Annotated in this window: 22 protein-coding genes; 10 read left to right on the forward strand and 12 right to left on the reverse strand. The window is 41.8% G+C overall.

Annotated elements, in window-relative coordinates; translation table 11 throughout:
- Positions 1 to 62: 62 nt before the first annotated feature.
- Positions 63 to 2825, reverse strand: a complete 2763-nt coding sequence (locus Q4591_RS04880) for a prolyl oligopeptidase family serine peptidase (RefSeq protein ID WP_102475387.1) — start codon at positions 2823 to 2825, stop codon at positions 63 to 65.
- Between the two features lie 524 nt (positions 2826 to 3349).
- Here Q4591_RS04880 and Q4591_RS04885 point away from each other — a divergent pair.
- Positions 3350 to 4360 (forward strand): isocitrate dehydrogenase, encoded by a 1011-nt coding sequence (locus Q4591_RS04885; protein WP_102439529.1) that lies wholly within the window; start codon positions 3350 to 3352, stop codon positions 4358 to 4360.
- 131 nt (positions 4361 to 4491) lie between these two features.
- Here Q4591_RS04885 and rlmM read toward each other — a convergent pair whose 3' ends face one another.
- From rlmM to Q4591_RS04905, 4 genes are all read right to left on the reverse strand, one after another.
- Complete coding sequence (rlmM, locus tag Q4591_RS04890; RefSeq protein ID WP_303459690.1) at positions 4492 to 5583, reverse strand: 23S rRNA (cytidine(2498)-2'-O)-methyltransferase RlmM; 1092 nt, start codon at positions 5581 to 5583, stop codon at positions 4492 to 4494.
- A 187-nt stretch (positions 5584 to 5770) separates the two neighbouring features.
- Positions 5771 to 6151 (reverse strand): DUF423 domain-containing protein, encoded by a 381-nt coding sequence (locus tag Q4591_RS04895; RefSeq protein WP_102439527.1) that lies wholly within the window; start codon positions 6149 to 6151, stop codon positions 5771 to 5773.
- A 22-nt stretch (positions 6152 to 6173) separates the two neighbouring features.
- A complete protein-coding gene (locus Q4591_RS04900) occupies positions 6174 to 6905 on the reverse strand; it encodes an alpha/beta family hydrolase (protein WP_102475428.1) in 732 nt (243 codons plus the stop codon).
- A 76-nt stretch (positions 6906 to 6981) separates the two neighbouring features.
- A complete protein-coding gene (locus Q4591_RS04905) occupies positions 6982 to 7893 on the reverse strand; it encodes a transcriptional regulator GcvA (protein ID WP_076540323.1) in 912 nt (303 codons plus the stop codon).
- 178 nt (positions 7894 to 8071) lie between these two features.
- Between Q4591_RS04905 and Q4591_RS04910 the strand changes: the two genes are divergently transcribed.
- Complete coding sequence (locus Q4591_RS04910; RefSeq protein ID WP_102519846.1) at positions 8072 to 8308, forward strand: hypothetical protein; 237 nt, start codon at positions 8072 to 8074, stop codon at positions 8306 to 8308.
- 161 nt (positions 8309 to 8469) lie between these two features.
- Here Q4591_RS04910 and thiI read toward each other — a convergent pair whose 3' ends face one another.
- From thiI to pomA, 3 genes are all read right to left on the reverse strand, one after another.
- Positions 8470 to 9924 (reverse strand): tRNA uracil 4-sulfurtransferase ThiI, encoded by a 1455-nt coding sequence (gene thiI / locus Q4591_RS04915; RefSeq protein ID WP_102519847.1) that lies wholly within the window; start codon positions 9922 to 9924, stop codon positions 8470 to 8472.
- A gap of 365 nt (positions 9925 to 10289) precedes the next feature.
- The gene (locus Q4591_RS04920) at positions 10290 to 11237 is read right to left on the reverse strand and encodes a flagellar motor protein MotB (RefSeq protein ID WP_303459695.1); all 948 of its coding nucleotides are present in this window, start codon (positions 11235 to 11237) and stop codon (positions 10290 to 10292) included.
- 3 nt (positions 11238 to 11240) lie between these two features.
- Positions 11241 to 12008, reverse strand: coding sequence for a flagellar motor protein PomA (pomA, locus tag Q4591_RS04925; protein ID WP_102439523.1), 768 nt, complete (start codon positions 12006 to 12008; stop codon positions 11241 to 11243).
- 398 nt (positions 12009 to 12406) lie between these two features.
- Here pomA and xseB point away from each other — a divergent pair, with 398 nt between their 5' ends.
- From xseB to dxs, 3 genes are read left to right on the forward strand one after another with little or no spacing between them, the layout of a single operon-like run.
- Entirely contained in the window at positions 12407 to 12643 is a 237-nt protein-coding gene (gene xseB, locus Q4591_RS04930; protein WP_076540313.1) for an exodeoxyribonuclease VII small subunit, read from the forward strand.
- A gap of 2 nt (positions 12644 to 12645) precedes the next feature.
- Positions 12646 to 13527, forward strand: a complete 882-nt coding sequence (ispA, locus tag Q4591_RS04935) for a (2E,6E)-farnesyl diphosphate synthase (RefSeq protein WP_102439522.1) — start codon at positions 12646 to 12648, stop codon at positions 13525 to 13527.
- Between the two features lie 19 nt (positions 13528 to 13546).
- Positions 13547 to 15424 (forward strand): 1-deoxy-D-xylulose-5-phosphate synthase, encoded by a 1878-nt coding sequence (gene dxs, locus Q4591_RS04940; RefSeq protein WP_102530943.1) that lies wholly within the window; start codon positions 13547 to 13549, stop codon positions 15422 to 15424.
- A 176-nt stretch (positions 15425 to 15600) separates the two neighbouring features.
- Here dxs and grpE read toward each other — a convergent pair whose 3' ends face one another.
- Positions 15601 to 16218, reverse strand: a complete 618-nt coding sequence (gene grpE, locus Q4591_RS04945; RefSeq protein ID WP_076540307.1) for a nucleotide exchange factor GrpE — start codon at positions 16216 to 16218, stop codon at positions 15601 to 15603.
- A gap of 98 nt (positions 16219 to 16316) precedes the next feature.
- On the opposite strand from grpE, the gene nadK reads away from it, so the two are divergent.
- The gene (nadK, locus tag Q4591_RS04950) at positions 16317 to 17195 is read left to right on the forward strand and encodes an NAD(+) kinase (protein ID WP_102439520.1); all 879 of its coding nucleotides are present in this window, start codon (positions 16317 to 16319) and stop codon (positions 17193 to 17195) included.
- Positions 17196 to 17309: 114 nt separating this feature from the next.
- On the opposite strand, the gene Q4591_RS04955 is transcribed toward nadK, so the two are convergent.
- Complete coding sequence (locus tag Q4591_RS04955) at positions 17310 to 18350, reverse strand: GTP-binding protein (protein ID WP_303459698.1); 1041 nt, start codon at positions 18348 to 18350, stop codon at positions 17310 to 17312.
- Positions 18351 to 18409: 59 nt separating this feature from the next.
- The gene (locus Q4591_RS04960; RefSeq protein ID WP_102439518.1) at positions 18410 to 19735 is read right to left on the reverse strand and encodes a DEAD/DEAH box helicase; all 1326 of its coding nucleotides are present in this window, start codon (positions 19733 to 19735) and stop codon (positions 18410 to 18412) included.
- Between the two features lie 282 nt (positions 19736 to 20017).
- Between Q4591_RS04960 and Q4591_RS04965 the strand changes: the two genes are divergently transcribed.
- The 4 genes from Q4591_RS04965 (at position 20018) to Q4591_RS04980 (ending at position 24494) form a co-directional block, all read left to right on the forward strand.
- The gene (locus Q4591_RS04965) at positions 20018 to 20635 is read left to right on the forward strand and encodes a peptidylprolyl isomerase (RefSeq protein WP_303459700.1); all 618 of its coding nucleotides are present in this window, start codon (positions 20018 to 20020) and stop codon (positions 20633 to 20635) included.
- 299 nt (positions 20636 to 20934) lie between these two features.
- Entirely contained in the window at positions 20935 to 22083 is a 1149-nt protein-coding gene (gene yiaY / locus Q4591_RS04970) for an L-threonine dehydrogenase (RefSeq protein ID WP_102439516.1), read from the forward strand.
- Between the two features lie 331 nt (positions 22084 to 22414).
- Positions 22415 to 22780 (forward strand): cytoplasmic protein, encoded by a 366-nt coding sequence (locus Q4591_RS04975; protein WP_303459704.1) that lies wholly within the window; start codon positions 22415 to 22417, stop codon positions 22778 to 22780.
- A 412-nt stretch (positions 22781 to 23192) separates the two neighbouring features.
- Positions 23193 to 24494, forward strand: coding sequence for an NAD(P)/FAD-dependent oxidoreductase (locus Q4591_RS04980; protein WP_303459707.1), 1302 nt, complete (start codon positions 23193 to 23195; stop codon positions 24492 to 24494).
- Between the two features lie 164 nt (positions 24495 to 24658).
- Here the strand turns inward: Q4591_RS04980 and Q4591_RS04985 are convergent, their stop codons facing one another.
- Positions 24659 to 25027, reverse strand: coding sequence for a hotdog domain-containing protein (locus Q4591_RS04985; RefSeq protein ID WP_076540291.1), 369 nt, complete (start codon positions 25025 to 25027; stop codon positions 24659 to 24661).
- Between the last annotated feature and the right edge of the window lie 5 nt (positions 25028 to 25032).

Below are 25032 nucleotides of genomic sequence, written 5' to 3' on the forward strand. Positions count from 1 at the left end.
AATGCCACTGTATATCGCTATCAGTGGCATTTTTAGTTCAATATTAGATTGAATTGTAATCGTTAATCTTGGTTATATTCTCGATACGCCTCACCTTCTTTTAACCACTTAGGCGCTGCAACGCCTTTTAAATAATGGTCAAAATACTGCTTCATTCGAATGGTGTAATCTAGTTTATTAGGGTACTTTTTCAAATGATGTGGTTCATCTTCATATTGTAAAAACACCACATCTTTACCGGTTCTGCGCATGGCAAGATATAGCTCCACGCCTTGCTCCCACGGCACCGCATCATCTTTATCACCAAACATAATCATCATTGGAGTTTGAATGCGTTCAGCATAAAACACCGGTGAGTTTTCAATGTACTTTTGCGGCGACTTAAACAAACTTTCAGCAATTCGGCTTTGACCTGTTTCATACTGAAATTGACGAGCAAGGCCAGAGCCATGACGAATGCCGCTATAAGCACTAGTCATGTTCGACACGGGCGCACCGGTAACCGCTGCTTTAAAGATATTGGTTTGGGTCACAGCGAAAGCGGTTTGATAACCGCCCCATGAATGGCCTTGAATACCAATGGCATCTGGGTCGGCAACGCCCATATCAATGATTTTTTGAACGCCAGCAGTTAATGCCTTTACTGACGAGATCCCCGGGTAACCTACTTCAAAACGAATGTCAGGTAAGAAAATGGCATAGCCATTATCTGCATACCAAGCAAAGTTTGGTCGATGATTAATTGCCATATGCGGGAATGAATGCAAACGATCGCTCATAAAGCGATAGAAATACACCATAACCGGATACTGTTTACCGGCTTGATAATTCGTGGGCTTAATCAGTACGCCATCAGCTGGGCGGCCATCACCATCACGCCAACGCACCAATTCTGCAGCGCCCCAATTAAAATCATCTCGCTGACTATCTAAGTCAGTTTGTTGGCTGGCTTCATTAGGCGTATTCACACTTGAGGTGTATAAATCAGGGTAAAGATCATAACGCTGCTTAGAAAACACCATAGTGTCGCTATTTTTACTGCGGGCAAGTACCGTCAATTTTGCCTCGGTTTCAAGTTGCAACGTCACTCCTGGGACGCCAACAGTGGCGCGATAAAAACTGTCAGCTTTGGTGTGTTCATTATAACCGTGCAATAGCAGCGCTTGCTGCTGCTCAATGACAGCAGGCATATCTGACGTTGCATATAACCCGGCCAATCTAAACTGCTGACGATTTTTACGTCCTTCACCCGCAGACAACATAAAGCCGTCAAACGATGAGCTGCTAAATTGCCACACATCATATTTGTCATAGCCAATAATGCCTGAATCATCGGCTAGCCAAGGCCCTAAGCCATAACTTGGCGCATTACTGGGATAATCATGGTCTTCATTTGCAAAGCTAATAGCGATATCTTTGGTTAAACTGTGTTTTCTGGCATTAGCAATATCATACAAAAACAGTCCGCCTTGTTGATAATACGCCACAAAACGCCCATTAGGAGACAAGCTTGGCATTTCACTTGAGGCATGTTGAGTTAAAATTTGCAGCTTACGGCCAGTATTTAAATCCACTAGATAGACATCTTGATAAAAACCTGCCCAGGTGATCATTTTTTGATAAGGCACATCTGAGGTAGCTAATAAATAACGCTTTTGTTCACCATAGTGCACATCCGGTACGGCTTTATCCGCCAGTTGCACTATACGGTTAGCATTAACGTGCATCACAGCAAGATAAGTGCGCTTTAACTCTTTGGCATATTGTTTTACTTCATGAGGTTTTATTTTTGGGTCGTCACCATGCCACACTTTTAAATCACGAAGTCCGGTAACAATTTGTTGGTCAAATAAATCGGCTTCAGACTCTATTGATGCCAGTGTCAGGGCTTTATCTACTTGCGGTACGCGGCCAATAAATAGCCTTAAGCTATCTTCAGAAAAGAAAATTTTTGAATGCTGATTCAAAGTCCAGTCATCATCTGTTGGCACCTGTTTGAGCTTAAGAGACTCTAGAGCCAAAAGCTTCAGTTGATACTCTCGCTCATCACGCTCTACACTTGCATCCCCTTGGGTAAAGCCAAGCCAGTTGCCATCATCAGATAAACTCAGCTCTGCCACTTGATAACCGTCTGACTTATAAACTTGCGTTAGAGTATTAGTGATTAAATCGACCTTTTTAATCACATGCTGCTTGGCAGCAATATCATTAATGGCAACCACAAATTGGTTACCTGAGCGGTCAAAGTTAAATTGAGTAACATGGTCAAACTCCTGAAAAGTATTGGTGGCGAGTTGAATGAGCTTAAAACCACTGCCTTTATCTGCGCCATTAATGCTCGTTTCTTCAGCGTCCTCTTTGCCATCTTCTTTAGTGTCATCAATATCAAACCAAACCGCTAAATAATCACCTTTGGTACTAAACTCAGCTTGTTTAACCCGCTTAAACTGTTGCTGGTTACCTGTTTTGGTATTCAGTAAGCTAAGCCCTGCACTAAGCTCAGACTTTTTGAGGGTTTCTTTTTCTAATAAGCTCGGCGCAATAGTGGCAATCACATAATCACCATTTGCGCTGACTTTAACATCAGAGCCACCATCAATTTGATACTGCTTTTGTGTAGCCACTTGATTGACTAAAGCGCGGCTATTACCGCGATCTGGCATAGCCTCAACCGCTAACACTGTGCCATTTTCAGAGATAACGGGAGTCTGTAAGGTCTCAAAGCGCATAATATCATCGAGCAATAACGGCTTAATGTTGTCAGCTGATATGGCTGACATTGACACTGCTAACAGAGTCAATGGAATAAGGTTACGTAACTTCAAATCTTCCTCGTTATTGTTGTTATGGAATGAAATACAGTTCAGCTAAATTCATTAACTGAAAACATAATTGAAATTTAATAAAGCATTGTTGAAAATATCACCGCAATTTAATTAATGACCTTTCAGACTAAACTGTGCCAAGTTATTTTGCAGCCCCTTAGATTGTTAGTAGGCCCAAAGCTAGTAGACTGTAGTTAGTAGACCAAAGTCGTCTATTTAAAATCTGTCACCAGCTTATGCTATGCACGCGAAATAACTTTACAACCAACCTTTTATTAACAACTAAAGCTGATTTATGACGCGAAATAAGCCTTTCAATTACATGGTTGTGAATATCTTAAAGCAATCACCTGAGGATTAGCTTAATTATTTAAAAAAATATGTGATTAAACTCACTAAAAACTGTAAAAAAAAATCTAAATTCGTTAAAATGCGCCGCAACAAAACCGTGAGTAAGTAGTCTTGTTAAGGTGTTGTAAACAATAACAAGAAAATGCAGTAACCACTAAGTGGAAGGACTATCCATGCCAAAACGTACTATAACCGTAATCCCAGGTGATGGGATTGGACCAAGCATTATCGATTCGGCTTTAAAAATTCTCGACAAGGCTGGTTGCGACTTTGAATATGAGTTTGCAGACGCCGGTTTAGCCGCATTAGAAAAGCAAGGTGAATTAGTACCTCAGCGTACCTTAGACCTTATCGAAAAAAACCGTATTACCCTTAAAGGGCCATTAACCACACCTGTCGGTGAAGGTTTTACCTCTATCAATGTAAGCCTACGTAAAAAATTCAGCTTATATGCTAACGTGCGCCCTGTACTTTCTTTTAAAGGTACTCAAGCACGTTATGACAACATTGATATCATCACAGTACGTGAAAACACTGAAGGTATGTATTCAGGCTTAGGCCAAAAAGTATCTGACGATGGCGCTACTGCTGAAGCGACCAGTATCATTACTCGTCAAGGTGCAGAGCAAATTACCACTTTTGCTTATGAGCTAGCACGTAAAGAAAACCGTAAAAAAGTGACTATCGTTCATAAAGCCAACATCATGAAGTCAACTTCAGGTTTATTCTTGAAAGTGGCGCGTGAAGTGAGCCAGCGTTACCCAGATATCGAAACAGAAGAAATGATTGTGGATGCAACGTGTATGAAGTTGGTCATGAATCCAGAAAACTTTGATGTATTGGTAACAACTAACTTATTCGGTGACATTCTATCTGACTTATGTGCAGGTCTTGTTGGCGGCTTAGGTATGGCGCCTGGCGCAAACATCGGTAAAGATGCGGCAATTTTCGAAGCGGTTCATGGTAGCGCACCTGATATTGCAGGCAAAAATCTTGCAAATCCTACATCCGTGATTCTAGCCTCTATACAAATGCTGGAGTATTTAGGCATGGCTGACAAAGCGGAAATGATCCGCTCTGCAGTATCTGCTGTGATTGAAGAAGGCGACCGCACAACCCGCGATCTTGGTGGTACTCATGGTACAACTGACTTCACTCAAGCTGTTGTTGATCGTTTAGGATAAGCTTTATTACCCTTTTAGCTGAGTTATTGCAGCGCTAATAACTCTAGTTTTAATTAAAGGATAATAAAAAAGCCCTTAGTGATATTCACTAAGGGCTTTTTAATGCTTGTTTAAATTTCCAGCTAAATAGCTTAGTTAAACGCCCAAGCAGTATTAGGTTTAACCCATAAGTGAACTGTCACTTCATCACGATCATGATAAAGGTGCTTACACTGTAATTTAAAATCTGTGATGTCGTTTTCTTTTAAAATTTCAGCCATAGTATCTAAAATCTGTCTGACTTCTTTATAACGACTTTTCATTGGTAATTTAAGGTTAAAAATGGCTTCTTTAAACCAGCCATTAATCGCCCAAGCTTCAACGAGCTCAGCAACACGTGACGGTTTTTCTACCATGTCACACACTAACCAATAAATATTTTTTCTTGGTGGTTCGAAACGAAAACCATCGGCGCGATAATGTTTAACCTGTCCAGTGTCCATTAACTTCTGATCCATAGGACCATTATCAACTGCGGCGACAAACATGCCACGACGTACTAGCTGATAAGTCCAGCCACCAGGACAAGCGCCTAAATCCACAGAATGAAGCCCTGAGCGGCAGCGGTCTTCTTGCTCTTCCTTTGTCAAGAATTGCCCAAAAGCCTCATCTAATTTCAAGCTTGAACGACTCGGAGCATCGGCAGCCATTTTAAGACGGGGAATGCCCATAAAATAAGGTGAGCTATTGTTTGATAATGAATAGCCGACATAAGCCGTACCCGGCGCTACAAAGCACACATGAATGATAGGTCTGCGGTCATTTTCTTGAGCTAATAATGCGCCAGACTTTTTCAGGCCTTGGCGTAAAGGCACAGTAAATTTGCGGCAAAAACCTGACAGTTCTTTAGCTTCATTGGTATCTGGAGTTTCAACTCGTAATTCTCCCGCTTTTGACACTTCACTTAAAGCAGCCACAATCGGTGATACTCTGTCTTTTTCAGGCAAATCTTTTATCAACTCACCAGCAGCAAACATTTGTCTTGCAAACACTAATGAATTTAACTCAATTTGCTTTACCAGTTGCTCACCGCCGTTTTCTTCAAAACATTGGTAAATCACATAAGCATCATTGGTATTGGTTTTAACAAAGCCACCAATATTTAATTCAGCTGCACGCTGTTGAATTTCTGCAGCACAATCTTTCTCATAGCCTGCGCGGCAAAATATAAAGAGGTTTTTCATGATAAGCCTTAAGCTTCTATAACCATAACTGCTTCACAGTATGGTCGAAGGACAAAATAATGGGGGCATTATACTCAAAAATTATGCCGCTGTGTTAAATAGAAAAGGCAAACCGATAAAAGCAACAAAGCAGCAGATTTGATAAACAAGCTGCTGCTTTGAAATATTTGCCAAAGGTGACGCTAAGTTATTTCTGCTTAGTATGTTTTGCTATCCCAATGGCAAACAATGTCCAGCCAATCAGCATACAACCGCCGCCCATAGGGGTAATTGGCCCAATCCATTTGGCGCCAGTAAAGGCATATAAATACAATGAACCTGAAAATAATAAAATACCCACAAAGAATAAATAACCTGCCCAATCCAGCAGTTTTGAACTTATCCAGTGACCACTTAACGCTACGGCAATAATGGCAAAGGTGTGATAAAAGTGATAATCGACACCGAGTTTAAAAATCGCAACCAACTCAGGCGGGGCAATACTTTTTAACCCATGGGCACCAAAAGCCCCTAAAGCAACCGCTAAAAAACCACTGATTGCCGCTAACAGTAATAAACCTTGTCTCATTGATATCTCGCTTTATAGAAAATTAATCCACAATATCAGTAATAAACTGATCGCATATGGTTAAGCAGTGCTTCAGATTAGCCTCTAATGTGGTTCCTGACGACTTACGTGGCTTAAAACTATGATCGCCATCGGTTATCCAGCTGACTTTGACTTGTTTATTTATATCCCACTGGGGTATTTCGCTTATACCGCCAAATTTATCCCGCTCACCTTGCACCACCATTAATGGTTTTAAGCCATTATTTAACGGCTCAAGTCTCGGCTCTCCGCCTTTTAATGGAACAAAGGGATAACCTAAGCAAATGCAGCCTTTAATTAAGGCGTTAACTGAAGCAGAGATCTCAACCTGCTCATCATTAATGATAAGTTCGTCATCGGTTAACAATGTCGCCGCCATTCTGCCACCCATTGATTTCCCCATTAACACAATGTTTTCGACCACAAGATCATTGTCTTCAATGGTTTGTTCAATGGAATTAAGTAGCCTAGTAAAATGCATTAACAGTTTAGGCGCTCTATCTGGCGGCCTTCTTTTGCCATCTTGCATATTGGCTTGCATATATAAGAAGTTAAAGCGCAATACTTGATAACCTTTAGCAACCAAGCCATTGGCGATATCGACCATAAACTCATGGTGCATATTAGCCCCAGCGCCATGGGCCAATACCACTAATGTTTTACTGGGGTCGCCCTGTAAGATTGATTCAATTTCTAAACTATCGTTTGTTACAGCTGGGCCTAGGGGGGTCATATCATTAGTTTCTTCGATTGTTAGTGACAACAGCATTAATTACTACGCTATGTGGTTAAGCTTGGGTAAGTTAGCCCTAGCCTGACAGTAATTCACTGCGAGACTCTTCAGCAAACATATCTACCATCCACTCTCTAAAGGCAGCGACTTTACCTAATTCAGAATGATTTTGCTGACACACTAAGTAATAAGCATCTTTGCTGACTAGCACCTCTGAGAACGGACACACCAAGCGGCCTGCTTTTATATCCGGCCTTGCGAGTACGCTGTAACCCAGCGCAATACCTTGGCCATGAGCGGCAGCTTGCAGTACTAACGATGAATGACTAAAGATGGGGCCAGAATTAACATTAATTTCACTAATTCCACATTGCCTAAACCATGCCTGCCAATCATGACGGCTAGAATCGTGCAGTAAGGTATGATTTTTTAAGTCGCTGGGTTTCTCTAATGGTTTAGGTCCATTAAGTAACAGCGGTGAACACACCGGAATGAGCACTTCATTACGCAATTTATCCGCTCTTAAGCCAGGCCAATTACCTTGGCCATAATAGATGGCCACATCTACATCATCAGTCAATGAGCCCGTTTCGCTGTCAACAGCTTTAATGCGTACATCAATATCGGGATTTTGCTCACTAAACTTAGCCAAACGCGGCACAAGCCATTGAATTGCAAAACTTGGTGACATACTTACCGTTAACGAACCAATGGCGCTTCGGGCTAATAATCGGTCGGTTGATTCACCTAATTGGATAAAAATATCTTTAATATCGAGGAAATAACTTTGACCTTCTTCGGTCAATAAAAGCGAACGATTTTTGCGGCGAAACAGCTTTAGGCCTAGAAAATCTTCTAATGCTTTAATTTGATGACTAACAGCAGCCTGAGTAACAAACAACTCTTCAGCGGCACGGGTAAAGCTCAAGTGCCTTGCTGCTGCTTCAAATGCTTTTACCGCGTTCAAAGGTGGCAATCTTCGCGACATAGTGATCCATCTCTCGTTTTTTAATTAGTTTTTCTAATGAATAGCGTTACATTTTGTCGTTTGTAAAGAACACTGTGTTCGGTTAAATTATGACCATCAGATTTATGGTGAGTTGGACAACTTCTACGCAGTGTAAGGGTGTGTCCGCCAGTGTTAAGTCAGCCCGGAGGCGACCTTTATGTTCAATTTAAAATCATTAGCTACAGTAGCTTTACTTTCTTGTTTTGCTTTTACAGCTAGCGCAAATGAAGAAGGCATTGATATCAGCGACCTTCAAGCTTCAATAAACGCAGAGCTTCAACAAAGCATGACAGAAATGCAAAGTAATGTTCAGGTTGATGTTAACAGCACTTTAGTTGCAGACAAAGAAGTTCAACAGCCAATCACTACCGCTGAAACGCGCACTGCTGATTAATTTACTGTAAAAACAGTAACAAAAAAACCGCATTGACCATTTAAATGGTAATGCGGTTTTTTTATGGGCTAAAATGACTGTCGCAGTTTCAATATGAAATACACATCACAGCCTGCAAAGCTTAAGTAGGAGCATCGACTAGCGATACTCCTTTTACGCCATTAAGGACGGTATACTTTAACGTTGCTGTGACCTTGCTCAGTCAGGTATAACGCTTGTAATTTACTCATTACGCCGCGATCACAGTAGAGTAAATAGGTTTTACTTTTATCTAAATCAGCAAATTGCGTTGCTAATTTAAAGAAAGGAATTTTTAAGAGTTCAGTGCCATCAATGCTTAGTGGGTTTTGCTCTTCTTCATCTTGTGCTCTGATATCAATCACAACACTGCCAGCTTCAATTGCATCAACGGTTTCAGTTTCACTTACTGTGGTTTCAACTTTTTCAGCAATTTGCTTAATATCGATAACCACGGCATCTTCTACAATACGGTCAATTAAGTCTTCACTGAATTTAAGCTCTTCTGCTTCAATTTTTGCCAGTACAGCCTTAACGGTTGGCTTTTGCGAAATCACACCACAATATTCAGGAATCGCTTTAGCGAAATCTTCAGTACCAATTTGGCGACTTTCATTGATAATGTCTTGCTTATCCATGGTGATTAATGGACGTAAAATCAATAAATCCGTACAGCGGTCAATTACGTTTAAGTTGGTCAGAGTTTGGCTTGAAACTTGACCTAAACTCTCACCTGTAACCAAAGCTTGGATGTTGTACTTTTCAGCCATTTTAGTGGCGGCGCGCATCATCATACGCTTAAGAATAACGCCCATTTGACCGTTATCAATTTTTTCTAGAATCTCAGCAACCACTGGCTCAAATGGTACAGTCATAAAGCGCACTTTGTGTGACTCGCCATATTTCTGCCACAAATGATAAGCCACTTGCTTAACACCAATCTCATGCTGCGCGCCACCTAAGTTAAAGAAACAATAGTGAGTGCGGGCACCTTTTTTGATGAATTGATAGCTTGATACACCTGAATCAAATCCACCTGAGATAAGCGATAATACATCTTCTTGGGTCGCCATTGGGAAACCACCTAAACCGGGAATACGGCGCACAACCATATACAGTTTTTCATGGTCAATTTCTAAATTAACCGTCATATCTGGATTTTTTAATTTCACACCCACAGCATCTGTGTGCTGGTTTAAACCGCCACCAACGTAACGCTCAACTTCAATTGAATTAAAGTCATGCTTACCAGTACGTTTAACGCGAACACAGAAGGTTTTACCTGCCAATTGCTCTTTATAAACTGGCAGTACTTGCTGGTAGATATCATCCATTGACTCAAAACTGTATTCATCAACTTGAACAACATGAGCAATACCAGGAATACATTCTAAACGCTCAGCAATGGCGTTAATGCGCGTTTGTTCATCGCTGTTGACGTGGATCATAATGCGATCCCATTGACGTTGTACTTTTACTTCGTCATCAACTTTTTTAAGTACATTTCGAATGTTGGTCTCAAGAATTTTAGTAAAACGCATACGAACAGTTTTACTTTTCATCATGATTTCTGGGTATAGCTTTACAATAAACTTCATTGGATTTCCGCGGCAACTGATTTGGATGTTCACTTTTACGACTACGGATTGCGTTGATATTCAGCGCAAAATCAACTCATAAAAGTCAAAAATAATAATGGCTGGAAATTAACCAGCCAACAAAGGCGGGATTATAGCAAAAACTGTCTATATACCAAACACAATAAATTTTATTACACACAATCTTTGAGCTTAGGTGCTAAGGCTGTCATTAAATCTAAATAAAATTAGCAGTCTAAGCAATACTGCAACACAGCGTCAGTGAAACGGCGTTGCGATTACTGGCTATACAGCGCTATTTAAAGCCGATAAAAAGCCGCTTAAGGACTAAGCGGCTAATCTCATCTTATATAAAGAGCGCGTTTCTATGGCTGCTGTGATTGTGGCGCGAGTACTTCTATCTCAGCAGACTCTTTCGCCTTGCCTTGTTCAATAGCAATTTCAACTCGGCGATTACGGCTACGGTTTTTATCAGAGTCGTTAGCCACTAATGGCGCATTAGATGCCATACCCACCACCCGCATTCTGCTGTCATCAAAGCCTGTCACTTTGGCCAGTTCATGGGCTACTGAGACTGCGCGTTTACTGGATAAGTCCCAATTAGAACTGTAAAGCTCATTGCTAATGTGCATGCCATCGGTATGACCTGATACTGTAATAATGCCGGGAACATCTTTTAATAAGTCACCAATTGAGCGAACCACAGGTTTAAATCTTGGCTGTAAAAAGCCTGAACCCGATGCAAAAGAGCCTTTCTCGCGGATCCGGATAATAATCTGTTGCCCTAATGATTCAATTTCGATGGCGCCATCAACAATTTCCTCATTGAGTTTTTCGGCCATTTTTTTCACTTGGTCGTTAATATTTTCTTGCTCAGACTTCGCTTGGGCTTGCTGAGCCTGTGCTTGTTGCTGGGCCGTCGCTTGAGCATTACCGCCGCGATTATCCCCTTGCTGTTTTTGCACGCCGCCCGCACTAGCATCGTCGCCTGCTTGATACTCAATGGTTTGCTCTGTCATCTCATTGGTTTGCTGATTAATAATTTCAATAGGGGTAGGATCCGGTTTTCCCGGCCGAAACTCTAACGCAATCACCGAGGTGCCTTTAGGAATATCTTTAACTTCAACTTTATTTTGCACCCCGAAGGCATACTTCATCGAACCGGCAATTTGCTTAAACTTCATCACGTCCATTTCAGAGAACGCCAGCAGCAAAACAAAAAAGCACATCAATAACGACATAAGATCAGCAAAGGTGGCTAGCCATAACGGCGCGCCGGGTGGTGGACAATCACACTTGGCTTTTTTAGCCATGAGCTACTCTCCGTCCGTGGTATCGATTTGACGTTGTTTTTCACCTAGATAATTTTTCAGGAAACCTTCGATAACACGTGGGTTCTGACCATCTTGAATCGCCAAGACCGCATCCATAATCAAATTGCGGTTAAGTAACTCTTCACTCATACGTAATTGCAATTTATCAGCAATCGGGAGCGCCACCATATTGGCGATAATCGCGCCATAAAGCGTGGTTAATAATGCCACCGCCATTGCCGGGCCAATTGATTTAGGGTCATCCATATTCGATAGCATGGCCACTAAACCAATCAAGGTACCAATCATGCCCATGGCTGGGGCCACATCACCTAAGGATTTAAAAATGCCAATGCCGGTTTTATGCCTTTCCTCGGTCAGGGCAATATCTTTTTCTAAGGCTTCACGCACCACATCACCATCATGGCCATCCACTAACATGTCGACCGCTTTTTGCATAAAACTGTTACCGATCTGCGCTTCTTCTAATGCTAAAAAGCCCCCTTTACGGGCTGCATCAGCCATATTCACTGATTGGTCAATTAACTCCTCAGGCTTATCAATTTTAAACATGAAAGCTTTAGCGCCAATTTTTACCGCGCCTAAAAATTGCTTAAGATTATATTTCATCATCACAACGAAAAGAGAACCAATAAGCACAATCATCACCGATGGCGCATCAATAAAAATCGAAATCCCACCACTGTTCACCATAGAACCAATAATAAAAGCGAAGGCGCCTATTAAACCTATTAGGGTTGCTAAATCCACAATTTCTCCTTGAGCGCAGTCTTAATAATGCTGCCTTACTTCTATGAATACCAATGTAACACTCTGAGCTATTGGGACAAATGTTCAAACGAACAAAAAAAACTCATACAGTGACACTTTCATCGATTAATTGGCTGGTTTATCAAAAAAGCATCAAAAAATGCTATTACGACTACCATTATTACTACCATGGATTTCAAACTTCGCTTAAAGCGACCGCTTGACACTGGTATTCATTATCTATATCGGTCAAACTTAGCCCAAGTTTAGGAATATTTTATGAATTATATAAATATTCAGTCACAAAGCGTGCTATTGAGCAAATAAACAACGACTGAATTTGACCCTTAGCGCGGCCTGATATACCTTGTCCCCGCATAATAGAAGGAATAAGAATTGTGGCAAAAAAACCTGAGAATCTAAGTTTTGAAGAATCCTTATCGGAGCTTGAAAACATTGTTGCAGATCTTGAGCAAGGTGAAGTCACTTTAGATAATGCCCTTAAACAATTTGAGCGCGGTATTAAGCTGGTGCGCCAGAGCCAATCTAAGCTAGAACAGGCTCAACAAAAAGTTTCCATCTTATTAAATGAAGACGATACCAACCTCAGCCCATTTACCGTTGAAGGCGAATAAGTGTGTTAGCCCAGTCAATTGAACAATACCAACAACGCGTGAACCAAGTTTTAGCAACTAAACTTGCCCAGCTTGATGACGCTGCCCCTATATTAAAAGCCGCAATGACCCACGGCGCCTTATTGGGCGGCAAACGCATTCGACCTTTTATGGTTTATAGCATTGGTGAAATGTTAGGTGCTGATTTAAAGCAGCTTGATAACGCCGCAGCCGCTATCGAATGTATTCATGCCTACTCATTAATCCATGATGATTTACCTGCCATGGACGATGATGCCCTGCGCCGCGGCCAGCCAACGGTGCATATTGCTTTTGATGAAGCCAGCGCTATCCTTGCAGGCGATGCCCTGCAAACCTTAGCCTTTGAACTTATTTGCGAGCCTAATGAGAGCATTAGCGCCTCTCAGCAACTTGCTATGGTAACCGCTTTAGCTAAAGCATCGGGTTATAGTGGTATGTGCGGCGGACAAGCTATTGATCTAGGCGCCACCAATAAGCGTATAGACCTTGAGCAGCTAACCCTGTTACATAATAAAAAAACCGGTGCCTTAATTAGCTGCGCTGCAGAACTTGCCTTAATCGCGGCATCAGCATCAAGCCTAGACCAACAAATTATCAGAGACTTTGCCGCCAATATTGGCTTAGCCTTTCAAGTACAAGATGACATTTTAGACATCATTGCCAGCACTGAAGAATTAGGTAAACCCCAAGGCAGTGATCAAGAGTCCAATAAAAGCACATTTCCTAAATTATTAGGGCTTAAGGGTGCAAATGAATGCGCCGAGCAACTAATTAACGATGCACTATCAGCGCTGGCAAAATTGACCTACAATAGCCAGTTAATTGCAGACTTCGCCCGCTATATCATTGCGCGAAGAATATAAAGAGACAGTTTACCGCCATATGAGTTTCGATAATTCTCAATTTCCGGTATTAGCTCAAGCTAATACCCCTGACGATTTGAAAAAGCTGCCGCAAGGCATGCTGCCACAGTTATCCGATGAATTAAGGCAGTTTTTGCTTAAATCAGTCAGTAACTCAAGTGGCCATTTTGCTTCAGGCCTTGGTACTGTTGAATTAACAGTAGCACTTCATTATGTCTATAATACGCCTTTTGACCGCGTAGTATGGGATGTAGGCCACCAAGCTTACCCCCATAAAATTCTCACTGGTCGTCGTGACAGAATGCATACCATTCGTCAAAAGAACGGTTTACACCCTTTCCCATGGCGTGAAGAAAGTGAGTACGACACCTTTAGTGTCGGGCATTCTGGTACCTCTGTTAGTGCAGCATTAGCCATGGCTGTGGCTGCAGAAAAAGAGCAGAAAAATCGTAAAGTCGTGGCCGTTATCGGTGATGGTGCGATGACCGGCGGTATGGTGTTTGAGGCCATGAACCATGCAGGCGATCTGCACAATGACATGTTAGTGGTGTTAAATGACAATGAAATGTCTATCTCAGAAAATGTCGGCGCACTGAATAACCATTTAGCCCAACTAATGTCAGGCCGCTTCTACACCACCATTCGTGAAAGCAGCAAAAAAGTGCTCAAAGGTATGCCTGTCATTAAAGAAATGGCAAAGCGTACTGAAGAACACCTTAAAGGTATGGTCGTACCTGGAACCTTATTTGAAGAACTAGGTTTTAACTATATTGGCCCGATTGATGGTCATGATGTTGATTCATTAGTTGAAACCCTGCGTAATATGCGCGATTTAAAGGGCCCGCAAATCCTGCATATCATGACTAAAAAAGGTCGTGGATATGAGCCTGCTGAAAAAGATCCTATCGGTTGGCATGCAGTGCCTAAATTCGACCACACTCAATTTAGAAAGCCGAAAACAAAACCAAGTTCACCGACATTTTCGCAAATTTTCGGTAAGTGGTTATGTGATGTTGCTGAAAAAGATGACAAGTTACTCGCCATTACACCTGCCATGCGTGAAGGCTCGGGCATGGTTGAGTTTTCACAGCGTTTTCCAAACCAGTATTTTGATGCCGCGATTGCTGAGCAACACGCGGTCACCTTAGGTGCTGGTTTTGCGTGTGAAGGCTACTCAGCTGTTGTCGCTATCTATTCAACTTTCTTGCAGCGTGGTTACGATCAGTTAATTCACGATGTAGCTCTACAGCGCTTACCTGTGTTATTTGCTATCGATCGCGGTGGTATTGTTGGCGCTGATGGCCCAACTCACCAAGGTGCTTTTGATTTAAGCTTCCTGCGTTGTGTTCCCAATATGGTCGTTATGGCACCATCTGATGAAGATGAATGTCGCCAAATGCTCTATACCGGTTATCGCTATAAAGATGGCCCAACGGCGGTTCGCTACCCTCGTGGTTGTGCGACAGGTATTGAACCAACTGAAGAAATGACTCCTATTGCGATTGGTAAAGGCTTGGTTAAACGTCAAAGTCAACAGCAGACGCAACGTGTAGCCATTGTTAACTTTGGTACTACTCTTGCTGCAGCGCTTGAAGCCGCTGAGACGCTCGATGCCACCGTTGCCGATATGCGCTTTGTTAAGCCATTAGATTTAACCCTGCTCGCTGAGCTTGCTCATAGTCATGACGTGATTGTCACCGTTGAAGAAAATGCCATTATGGGCGGTGCGGGTAGCGGCGTCATTGAAGCGCTGCATCAAATGAAAATCTTAAAGCCTGTGCTGCAAATTGGCTTACCTGATGAATTTATCAAGCATGGTGGACCGGATGAAATCATCCAAGAGCTTAAATTAGATGGTGCGGGTGTTTTAGCCCAAATCCAAGACTATTTAAGTTAACCGCCTCAGGGAGTTAAGCCAATTTGATTGGCGCTACTAAAAATCACAAAAAAGGACTGCATTGGCAGTCCTTTTTATTAACTCTTTATTACTAACGCTTGATTACTAACTATTGCTTTGCCAACCCTTTGCTTATTGATTGGCAAACCAAGAAGTCAGTTTTCAATTGTTATGCATTACGCTTGTGTATCAACACTTGCGCCACCTTGAGACACCATAACCATCGCAGGGCGAAGTACACGGTCTTTTAAGATGTAACCTTTTTGCATAACTAGCATCACGGTATCTTTAGGGTATTCTGCACTTGGCTGCATACCGATAGCTTGATGATGATTTGGATTAAATGCTTCACCTAATGGATTAACAAGCACTACGCCATTTTTCTCAACTGCTGCCATTAACCCTTTCATGGTCAATTCAACACCTTCAGCAATCGCTTTAGTTGCTTCATCTTCAGCATCAACACCAGCAAGTGCACGTTCCATATTATCTAATACAGGCAAAAGCTCATTCACGAACTTTTCTAATGCGAAGGCACGGGCTTTTTCAACATCTTTTGCTGCACGAGCGCGGATGTTTGCCGTTTCAGCAGCGGCGCGAATTTCAACATCTTTACGCTCAGCTAAGGCTGCTTGAGTTTCAGCAAGTTGTTGCTCTAATGCTTCAATTTTAAGGTTAGCTTGAGTTAACGCATCAACTTCGGTGGCCTCTTCTGCTGCGACTTCAGTTTCCGTTTCATTGACGACTTCTGCATCAATGATCTCTTGATCTACTTTGTTTGACTCGTTGCTCATTTTCACTCCAGCTAAAAATGCTTTGTTTCTGATTACTATGGGCATATTATGGGGATCATTTTCTTCGTTTCAAGCCTTTGTGCAAATCAAATACTAATATGACTAAAAAGTTTCAAACAATCGGCCTCATTGGCAAGCCACATCATCAAGGTACCAATCGCACTTTAAAGCGTTTGCATCATTGGCTTTCCATGCAAGGCTTCGACATATTAGCCGAAGAGCGAGTGGCTTCTGAGTTAAAAGTTGAAGTGGAATCTGTTGATTTAACTGAATTAGGTGAGCGCTGCGATCTCGCTATTGTCGTCGGTGGTGACGGTAATATGCTCGGCGCCGCGCGGGTATTGTCTCGCTTTGACATTGGGGTTATTGGGGTTAACCGTGGCAACCTTGGTTTTTTAACGGATTTACCACCCGATAACTTTGAAGAATCACTTTCTAAGGTACTTGAAGGCGAATACGATACAGAGAACCGCTTTTTGCTAGAGGCTGAAGTGCATCGTCATGGGATTTTAAAAGCCAGTAACTCTGCGGTTAACGAAGCGGTATTGCATCCGGGTAAAGTGGCGCACATGATCCAGTTTGAGGTCTATATTGATGAGCAATTCATGTATAGCCAACGCGCCGATGGCATGATTGTATCAACCCCAACGGGCTCAACAGCTTATGCCTTGTCTGCTGGCGGCTCAATTTTAACCCCTAACCTGCAAGCATTAATTTTAGTGCCTATGTTCCCTCATACACTATCGTCTCGCCCTATTGTGGTGGATGCATGTAGCACCATAAAATTAGTGGTATCACCGGATAACGGCGAGAACTTAGAAGTCAGCTGTGATGGTCACGTTGATTTAGCTGTGTTGCCTGGGGATGAAATTTTTATTCGCCGTAGCAATAATCATTTAAGAATGATCCACCCTAAAGGCCACAATTACTTTGATGTTTTGCGCGCTAAATTGGGCTGGGGCAGCAAACTGTTTTAAGGGCTAATGTTAGCTGCAGTGGTTGAAAATAACTGATGCTTTAGTAACTGTTGTTACTTTAGTAGCAGTTGTTTTAGGAAAAAATTTAACAACAACCACTGTGATCTAGCCCGTCTAAGCCATGTCACTCAAGCAATTGAGGATTTTCTCTGTTAATAATGCCTCTGATAACGGGTTTAAGCTAATTATCTCTAATCTTGAGTCCATGGCTTCATCAAGCTCGTTAATCGACAGCCTGCCATCGACAGCATTAAAAGCGCCAATGCCTTCTTCTGTGATCATTACCGCTTTTATGCGTAGCACCTCATTAAGTAAGCCGTCACACCAGGCAACTAACTTATCAAAGTCAAAACAATGCTCGGCGCTAAAAATCCAGCCAATACTATGCGCTCCTTGCGCTTGATTTAACTTGGTTATAAAACCTTGGCCATTGAACTCATCATCAACCACAGCAGCATTTGAGTCAAACAGTGATTGGCTAGGCTTGGTCACTGACTTGGCTAAATAAGATGCTTGAGTGCTTGAACTGCTGAGACTAATGGCTCGCGGCTTTATCAACGCCCAATAAACATGATTAAGCACATCAGCTGTGTTAGAGGCAATACACAGTTTTTTATCATTAGCTAAGTAAGCTGACAAAGAGGCAAAATCATCTTGCTGATATAAATCGGCCTTGCTGGCGTAAATCACTTCTGCAATGTCTATTTGCTGATTAAAGTTACTATTTTCAGTGTAGCGAGTGTCTTTGAGCTTGCGCGCATCAACCACACATAAGGTTTGATTTAACTGCAATACTTGCTGATTAAACTCATTGGTCAGTACCTTGAGTATTTCAGCAGGATGGCCAAGTCCAGTTGGTTCAATTAACAATCTATCTGGCTTAGCTTTTTGAATAATTTGATTAATCGCCACTTGCATCGGTACGCCTGCAGCGCAACATAAGCAGCCACCAGCAACTTCTTTTATGACCACTTGTTCGGATGAGTTGCAGCCAGTTATCAGGCTCGCATCAATACCCACTTCGCCAAACTCATTAACTAGCACAGCCCAAATTTCACCCTTGGGTTTGATTGCCAGTAACGACACAATTAAGCTGGTTTTACCTGCCCCTAAAAAGCCGGTAATAAGGTTAGTATTAATGCGTTTACGGATCACCTGATAAATTCCACTAAATAACTAAATTAAACCCATGTAAATAATAAGCATTGTGATTATTATTTTTTAGCGTACTTGCCTTGTCTAGTCGGCTTAGCGTTCCCATCAGCACGACTACCTTTACCAGCAGGGCCACTTTTAGCTGCGCCGCCGCGATTTCGGTTGCCACCTTGGCGTTTATGTTTAAACAGCTTTTTAGGTTTTTCAGCATCGACTTCTCTATATCGAGCCGGTAATGGCGCGCCAAGTTCATAACCGGGTAACACTACCACAGGTATTGAGGTGCTAATGAGTGCTTCAATGTCTTCTAACAGCTCCATTTCATTTTGTGCGACCAATGAAATGGCCTGACCGGTTAAGCCTGCGCGGCCCGTACGGCCAATACGGTGAACATAATCTTCAGGCTCTGGGGGTAATTCAAAATTAATCACTAATGGTAAAGCTTCAATATCTAGACCCCTTGCGGCGAGATCGGTCGCTATCATGACGCGCAGCTTACCCGTCTTAAACTCTTCTAAAGCACGGTTGCGAGCGCCTTGAGTTTTGTCACCATGAAATACGGCAGCTTTAATACCATCTAACTTAAACTCTTTAAGTAAGTGCTCAGCCGTTTCTTTTAGGCTGGTAAATACCATCACCTGTTGCCAGTTATTACGGCCAATTAGCTCTGACAGTAACTCTGCTTTACGGCGTTTATCTACTTGATATACCGATTGGGTTACCGTTTCAGCAGGTTTTTGATTCGATATATGCACATACTCGGCATTTTTGAGCATTTTTGCCGCTAAGCTTTTGACATCATTAGAATAGGTCGCTGAAAACATCATGGTTTGATGTTGACGATTGATCATCCGCTTCACTTTTTCGATATCTTTAACAAAACCTAAGTCCAACATGCGATCGGCTTCATCGATAACTAAATGGGTCACAAAGGATAAATCAAGGTCATGCTGACCAATAATATCGAATAATCGCCCAGGAGTTGCTACCAAAATGTCGACACCTTTAGCGAGGGCTTTTCGTTGCGGGTTGATATTCGAACCGCCATAAACCGCGAGGCTCTCAAAGGGTAAAAACTGGGCATAGTTAACCAGATTTTGTTCGATTTGAATCGCCAGCTCGCGAGTTGGGGTCATGATCAGTACCCGTAAACGTTGCCAAGCTGTTTTGCTCTCTTGTTCGGCTATTTCAAGCTCAAGACGAGTTAATAAAGGTAAAGCAAATGCAGCAGTTTTACCGGTACCAGTTTGTGCGCTGGCTAATATATCCTTACCTTCAATAGCTAATGGGATCACAATTTGTTGTACGGGGGTCATATCGCTATAACCACATGTGTTAACCGCATCCAAAATCGGTTGTGACAAGCCTAATGAATCAAAAGTCATATTGTTCTCTGAAAACTACTGTTAAAGGCGCTATTGTAGCGACTTAGGTTAATATTAGCGAAATAAAAACCACAGCTAAATAAAGGCACTTAGGCTTAATGCAATGCATTAACCTGTAAAATCAGCCAAGTACATATAAGTTAGCTCTGTTTTATAACACGCTAAGATATGTTATTTCGGCCTTTAGGTAACACTTTGTATCTTATGGTTTTATTTATTGATTTAATTAGCACATTTTAGCAACACAGGCCTCACAATAATAAAACAACTAATAGGCCTGTGATGAAACTGCTATACCCGTTATTATTTGCATTAACCCTTAGCGCTTGTGGTGGCTCAGACTCTGACTCTCAAGTTCCAGAAACTCCTGAGACTACACCACCTGTCGAACCTACTGAGCTAGTTGCCGATATTTGCTATGTTATGTCGACAACAATGGGCGACATCAGCTTAGCCATCGATACCACTAATACACCCATTACTGGAGCGAATGTTAAACGCTATGTCGATGAGCAGTTTTATGATGGCACACTATTTCACCGCGTTGTCTATCAATTTGTTTCACAAGGCGGTGGCTTTACCACAGGATTAGTGAGCAAGCCTGGCTTTGAAGCTATCACATTAGAAGACAATGTTGGCCTAACTAACGCACGTGGCACCATAGCGATGGCGCGCACCACAGTGGCAGATTCAGCCACATCACAGTTTTATATCAACGCCCTCGATAATCCTCAATTAGATTATTCCAGTGGCCAACGTGGTTATGCGGTTTTTGGTCAAGTGTATGACGGTATGGCTGAAGTGGTCGATCAAATTAACATGGTATCGATTAATAGTAATAGCGTACCTGTAACAGATATCGTCATCAACAGCGTTGAAGAAACCAGCCGCCCACAATGATAACCTAGCAAAAAATTTGTATGTGACTAATGTATAGCGCTTTATTATTAACGCCCGCAACAATTATCGTTGCGGGCTTTTTATTGGTTTACAGCGCAAATAAAACCAAAAGTACAATCAAGATTACACTTCACTAGCAAAATCAGAGCTAGCTCCGCTAATTACGATTAAAACCACAGAAACAACATGAACAAGTTTAAATGTATGAAATAAGTCACAAATTATAGTCAATATGATTGGTAATTTAATGACATTAAAGAATTCTGTATTAATTATTTTAATCATTAAAGAGGTTTCCCATGGCGACTAAATTTTTCATTCCTAGCGTAAATATTCTCGGTCAAGACAGTGTTAATGAAGCAATCAATGACATCAAAACACTGGGCTTTAAGCGCGCACTTATTGTTACTGATGCACCGTTAGTAAAAATTGGTTTAGTTGATAAAGTAGCGGCTAAGCTTATGGACAATGGCATTGCAGTATTTATCTTTGATGGCGTACAACCTAACCCAACCATGGGAAATGTTGAAGCAGGCTTAGCAATGCTTAATGCCAACGAGTGTGATTTTGTTATTTCGTTAGGTGGCGGCTCTCCACATGATTGCGCTAAAGGTATCGCTTTAGTGGCGACCAATGGTGGTAGCATCAAAGACTACGAAGGCTTAGATGTTTCAACAAGACCACAAATGCCGCTAGTCGCAATTAACACTACGGCTGGCACAGCCAGTGAGATGACCCGTTTCTGTATTATTACTGATGAGTCACGTCATATTAAAATGGCGATTGTCGATAAAAACACCACCCCTATTTTGTCAGTAAATGACCCTGAACTCATGGTTGAAAAACCTGCGGCGTTAACAGCCGCAACCGGTATGGATGCATTAACTCATGCGGTGGAAGCTTATGTATCAACAGCTGCGAACCCAATTACCGATGCTTGTGCAATTAAAGCCATCGAGCTGATTAAAGCTAACTTGGTTAATGCGGTTGAACAAGGTGATGATATCAATGCTCGTGAGCAAATGGCTTACGCGCAATTCTTAGCGGGAATGGCATTTAATAATGCTAGCTTAGGTTATGTTCATGCGATGGCCCATCAACTTGGCGGCTTTTATGATTTACCACACGGTGTGTGTAATGCACTATTACTGCCGCATGTACAAGCTTACAATGCGCAAGTGGTGCCAGGTAAATTAAAAGACATTGCTAAAGCAATGGGTGTAGATGTGGCGCAATTAGATGATACTCAAGGCGCAGCGGCTGCAATCGAAGCCATTAAAACCTTGTCTGTTGCAGTCAATATCCCAGCAAATTTAACTGAACTTGGAGTTAACCCAGAAGACATCCCTACATTGGCTGATAATGCGTTAAAAGATGCCTGTGGCCTCACTAACCCAAAACAAGCGACCCATGGTGAGATTTGTGAAATATTCACTAACGCACTATAGGTTACAACCGTAAGTTTCATATATTCGCGGCTCAAGCTGATCCGCGAATAAAGCCTGTCAAAGGCTGGCATTCTCTACTAGAGAACAACCTGACTAAAACACAGCTTAAGGCCAATAAAATTGCCATTAAGCTATTGAAATAGCGCCAGCCACAGCGCTAAAAATAATAGTCACACTTAAGTATTCTAACTACAAACTGATACTTTTATTTAATAAATAATACACTTACACACATAACTGTTAACCGCGTCTAACTTCTCAAAATAACCATTGACCTGCCTTAAAATAGGGGTCTATGATGAAGTTACATTCTTAAATAAGTAGGTAAGCTATGACTGCAATCACTCATGTGTATAACTACACAGTAAGATGTCCTCACTATAAAGAAAAAGATAAAACAGCTAGCTGGTTAAACCACATAGAAATCAACCAATCCTCAGAAATTGCACTAAACCGCATCACCAAATGGCACAATGCACCCGGTTCAAAATCATTTGAAAGCGGAAAGTTTGTCGTTAGAAAGTCGGACACCGACAACACTTATTACTCAATGCAAAGCAATCGCCTGTTAAATGATGCCCACGCTATGGTCACCTTTAAGATATTCCTCGATGATTGCTGCCAAGATGCAGATCCAGAGAAAATCATTGCCCACTTAGTCGAAGACTATAACAAGCGTCTTGCTAGAGCTCAGTAACGTTTCCAAGGATTACTGAATCACCGAAAAACGCTGTTATGTTTTTCGGTGACAATCTCAAATATTACCAAAGCCAATACGTGATCCAGTTAACACTATTCCAAACTAGTTAACCATCAGTTCACAGTTCCACACTCTTATTAAGACATCCCAGCTTTGTTTACTATATAAACTGCTTCTCATAATTTTTAACACGCTTTACGACTGCCTTTTAACGCTTCGATATGCTGCGTTCTTTTTTAATCTTATAAATTAACTCGCTTTACTCTGACTACCTTTACATGACAAGTGAGTTTGCAACGCTAAAGCGCATAATTTTTATAAGATTTTGTCGATTCTGTTCCTTGTCGTTAAAGCCATACCGATAAAAATATAACCGAATTATTTTAACTTCACTAAAGGAGCATCTTAGATGCAAGCAGTTCCGAATATCGTCATCGTTGGCGGCGGCGCAGGTGGCATGGAAATCGCCACTAAATTGGGTCATAAAGTTGGTAGAAAAGCCAAAGCAAAAGTCACACTCGTGGATTGTGCCGAAAGCCATGTGTGGAAACCACTGCTTCATGAAGTGGCTACTGGCGCCTTAGATATTGGCATTGATGCAATTAGCTACCGTGGCCACGCCTCAGCACATGGTTACCATTTTCAACAAGGTGCAATGATTGATATTAATCGTGATGATAAACATATTATTTTAGCGCCAATTAATGATGAAAACGGGGATGAACTCTTACCCGCTCGTCATATTCCTTATGACTATTTAGTGATTGCCATTGGCAGCGTAGCCAATGACTTTAATATTCCTGGCGTCAAAGAGCACAGCCTGTTTTTAGATAACACTGAACAAGCGATGCAAATTCGTAAGCTGTTATTAAATAAATTTATGCGCTATGCCAGTCATCATCAACTGGATGATAAAATTAAAATTGCTGTGGTAGGTGCAGGTGCGACTGGTGTGGAAATGTCGGCTGAAATGCACCATGCGGTAGAGCAACTCAGTGGCTTTGGCTATAAAATTGATACCAGTTTGCTGGAAGTTTCCCTCATTGAAGCTGATGAGCGCATTTTACCTAAAGTCGGCAAAGTAGAAATTTCTGACTCAGTGACCCGTGAACTCAAGCAATTGGGAGTGAAGGTCATGACAAACACCCGCATTACACAAGTGACACCAGAAGGCTTATCGACAACAGATAACACCTTGATCCCTGCAGATATGGTTATATGGTCAACAGGTGTTAAAGCACCAAACTTTTTAAATAATATTGGTGGTCTTGAAAGTAATCATATTAACCAAGTGATGGTGAAGCAAAATATGCAAACCACCCTAGACCCCTCAATCTTCTCTATTGGCGATTGTGCAGCTTGCCCACAAGCTGATGGCAGCTGGGTACCTCCACGAGGCCAGTCAGCAAGACAAATGGCATTAATGACAGCTGATAACATTATGTTGATGCTTGCTGGCAAAGATCCTAAAAATGAATACGTTTACAAAGATTTAGGTTCGCTGGTGAACCTGTCGAAGTTCCACACTGTCGGTAACCTAATGTCATTTATGGGTGGCGGGGTTTTGGTTGAGGGTAAAATTGCCCGTTTTGTTTACACCTCACTTTATCGTCGTCACTTAATTGAGCTGCACGGTGTGGTGAAAGGCACCTTAATGATGCTGGTAAAAGGGATCAGCCGCATTATTCATCCGCATCTTAAATTACACTAAAGTGGAATTAGGCGCTTAAGCGCTAACTGATAAAGATAAAACATTAACCTTGCCAGCTTTAGATCAATTAAAGCTGGCAAGGTTAACGCCAGTGAACGACTCTATTGGGGCTAGTTTGCTAAACACTTACCTTTACCGGTACTCGCAATGATTAAACCATCCCCTTAGGCGGCATTCGCTCTAATGCCATGAGGGATCGGTAAACCTCTTTCATTAATGTTCACAAACACAATTTTATCGATATAAGCGATCGGTGCATTGCTAAGGCTATTTCTCACTTTACATCTTAATGTAATAGAACTTTGCCCTAAGCTAATGGCTTCCATACCAAACTCAATCACATCACCCATTTTAGCGGGACTCATAAAATTAATTTCTGACACTAACTTAGCCATTAGCTGCTTACTGTGCATTTGACAGCGGGCAAATATCGACGCTTCTTGATTAAGCCACATCAGTAGCTGGCCACAACATAGACTTTGTTCTGCATTTAAATTTACTGGTTTTACAATATGACGGCCTAAATATTCCATAATAT

The sequence above is a fragment of the Shewanella sp. 3_MG-2023 genome, from assembly GCF_030548765.1.
Classification (GTDB): Bacteria; Pseudomonadota; Gammaproteobacteria; order Enterobacterales; family Shewanellaceae; genus Shewanella.